Below are 2,992 nucleotides of genomic sequence, written 5' to 3'. Positions count from 1 at the left end.
GCCATGATCCACGTCATGCTCACCCGCCTGACCCGCAACACGAAACCGGCCCAGGCAACCAACACCTGAACCGGTTTCTCAAACACTCACTAAGAAGGGGCCCTTGCTCTACCGGAGGCGTTAATAAGGGGCCCTTCCTTACACCCGGAACCAGACGGTGACGTCCGTGGGGACCGCGTCAGCGTCCAGCGGCGCGCTCGACACCAGCACCTCGGCGCCGGCCGGCAGCGGCGCCGGGTCGGCGCCGAAGTTGGTCAGCACGGTGAGGTCGCCGTTGGTGAACGTGAGCACCTCGTCGCCGGAGGACAGGAACCGCAGCGGCCCCCGGGCCAGCTCGTGCTCGCGGCGCAGCCGCAGCGCGGTCCGGTACAGCTCGTACGTCGACCCGGGCACGCCGCGCTGCCGGTCCAGCGCGTACTCGGCCCACACCGGCGGCTGGGGCAGCCAGCTCGCGTCGGTCGGCCCGAAGCCGTACGACGGGGCGTCGGCCTCCCACGGGATCGGCACCCGGCAGCCGTCCCGGCCGCGCTCGGTGTGCCCGCTGCGCTTCCAGGTCGGGTCCTGCCGGGCCTCGTCGGGCAGCGTGGTGTGCTCCGGCAGCCCCAGTTCCTCACCCTGGTAGAGGTAGGCGGAGCCGGGCAGCGCGAGCATCAGCAGGCTGGCCGCCCGGGCCCGGCGCAGGCCCAGCGCGGCGTCCGGCTGCGGGTCGTCCACGCCGACGCCGTTGGCCCGGCCGCCGCCGGTGCCGAGCCCGAGCCGGGAGGCGTGCCGGACCACGTCGTGGTTGGACAGCACCCAGGTGGTGGGCGCGCCGACGGAGTCGGTGGCCTCCAGCGAGCGGGTGATCACGGCGTACTGGGCCGGCGCGGTCCAGGCGGCCAGCAGGTACTCGAAGTTGAACGCCTGGTGCATCTCGTCCGGGCGCACGTACCGGGCCAGCCGCTCGGCCGGCTCCACCCACGCCTCGGCGACGAGGATCCGCTCACCGGGGTACGAGTCGAGCACCCGCCGCCACTCCCGGTAGATCTCGTGCACGCCGTCCTGGTCCCACATGGGCGGGCGCGGCTTGTCCACCTCGCTGCCGGAGAGGATCTCCTGCGGCTCCTGCCAGTCGGCCAGGTCGGCCTGCTTGATCAGGCCGTGCGCCACGTCCACCCGGAAGCCGTCCACGCCCCGGTCCAGCCAGAAGCGCAGCACGTCGAGGAACTCCTCGCGCACCTCCGGGTTGTCCCAGTTGAGGTCGGGCTGGCCGGAGTCGAACAGGTGCAGGTACCACTGCCCGTCCGGCAGCCGGGTCCAGGCGGGGCCGCCGAACACGCTCACCCAGTCGTTCGGCGGCTCGGCGCCGTCCGGGCCCTTGCCGTCGCGGATGACGTAGCGCTGCCGCTCCGGGCTGCCCGGCGCGGCGGCGACGGCCGCGGTGAACCAGCGGTGCGCGGAGGAGGTGTGGTTGGGCACCAGGTCGACGATCACCCGCAGCCCGCGCGCCTTCGCCTCGGCGATCAGCTTGTCGGCGTCGGCGAGCGTGCCGAACAGCGGGTCGACGTCGCGGTAGTCGGACACGTCGTACCCGGCGTCGGCCTGCGGGGACGGGTAGAACGGGGACAGCCAGAGCGCGTCGACTCCCAGCTCGGCGAGGTGGTCGAGCCGGGACGTGATGCCCGGCAGGTCACCGATGCCGTCGCCGTCGGAGTCGGCGAACGAGCGCGGGTAGACCTGGTAGATCACCGCCTCGGTCCACCAGCCGGTGCCGGGGGTCTGCTGCGTCGCGTCGGTGTTCAGCGCCTTACTCCTGTCTGGGTGGTGCGGGACCAGCGAGTTCTTCAGTGTGCCCGGGGCGGCGCGGTCGATTCGCGCACCACCAGGCGAGTGGGCAGGATCACCGGGGGCGGCGTCCCGCCGTCGGTGTCGGGGCCGCGCGGGGCGGGCACCAGGCCGGGGTACGGCGCGGAGGCCCGTACGCCGAGCGGGTCGAGCAGGATGCGGGCGGCGAGCAGGCCCTGGTCGGCGGCCGGCTGGGCGATCGTGGAGAGCCCGAGCACGCCGGCCAGGTCGTGGTCGTCGATGCCCATCACGCTCACGTCCTGCGGCACCCGCAGCCCGGCGTCGCGCAGCGCGGTGATCGCGCCCATCGCCATCTCGTCGCAGGCGGCGAAGATGGCGGTCGGCGGCTCGCCCCGGGCCAGCAGTTCCGCGGTGGCCCGGGTGCCTCCGTCGATGGTGAACCGCGACTCGACGTCGAGGCTCGGGTCGGGCCGCAGCCCGGCGGCCCGCAACGCCTCCTGGTAGCCGCGCCGCCGGTCCAGGTGGGTGGTGAAGGCCAGTTCGTCGTCCGGGTCGCCGGAGATGTGCGCGATCCGGGTGTGGCCGAGGTCGAGCAGGTGGCGGGTGGCGGTCCGGGCGGCGGCCACGTCGTCGATCCGGACGCAGGGCCACCCGGGCACCTCGCTGCCGGAGCTGATCGTCACGCCCGGCAGGTCCAGCTTCGTCAGCGCGTGCACGTCGGCCGCGCGCAGCGGGGTCGCGACCAGGATGATCGCGTCCACCCGCTTGTGCAGGCTCGCCGTGCGCAGCACCCGCTGCCGGGTGCGCTCCCGGCCGCCGAGGTTGTAGAGCAGCAGGTCGTAGCCGCTGTCCTGGAGGAACTCCTCGACCGCCTCGACCACCGTGCCGAAGAACCACCTGGTGATCCGGGGCACCACCACGGCCACGGTGCCGGTCCGGCCGCCGGCCAGCCGGCTCGCGCTGGGCGACACCGCGTACTGGAGCTGTTCGGCGGCGGCGAGCACCCGGCGGCGGGTCGCGGCCGAGACCGTCGGCAGGCCTCGCAGCGCCCGCGAGACGGTGGCCGTGGAGACCCCGGCCAGGCGGGCGACGTCGTCAATCTTGGTCATCGTGAGCTCCCCGCTGTGACCCGGGCCCCCGGGGGGGGGGGGGGGGGGGGGGGGGGGCGCGGGGGCGCCTCACGACTCGCGCGGGGGCGGCCCCGGCC

2 protein-coding genes are annotated in these 2,992 nt (G+C 74.3%); both read right to left on the bottom strand.

Annotation, left to right across the window (positions count from 1 at the left end; translation table 11 throughout):
- Positions 1-138: 138 nt before the first annotated feature.
- On the bottom strand, positions 139-1,782 hold the full coding sequence (locus AC2CHG_RS30880; protein ID WP_357209727.1) for a glycoside hydrolase family 13 protein: 1,644 nt from the start codon (positions 1,780-1,782) through the stop codon (positions 139-141).
- 41 nt (positions 1,783-1,823) lie between these two features.
- Positions 1,824-2,894, bottom strand: coding sequence for a LacI family DNA-binding transcriptional regulator (locus AC2CHG_RS30875; RefSeq protein ID WP_262014075.1), 1,071 nt, complete (start codon positions 2,892-2,894; stop codon positions 1,824-1,826).
- Positions 2,895-2,992 lie beyond the last annotated feature (98 nt).

The organism is Micromonospora sp. ATLC20 (assembly GCF_057196585.1).
Note: the sequence above shows the minus strand (reverse complement) of the source record. Positions and strands in the feature narration are given on the sequence as shown.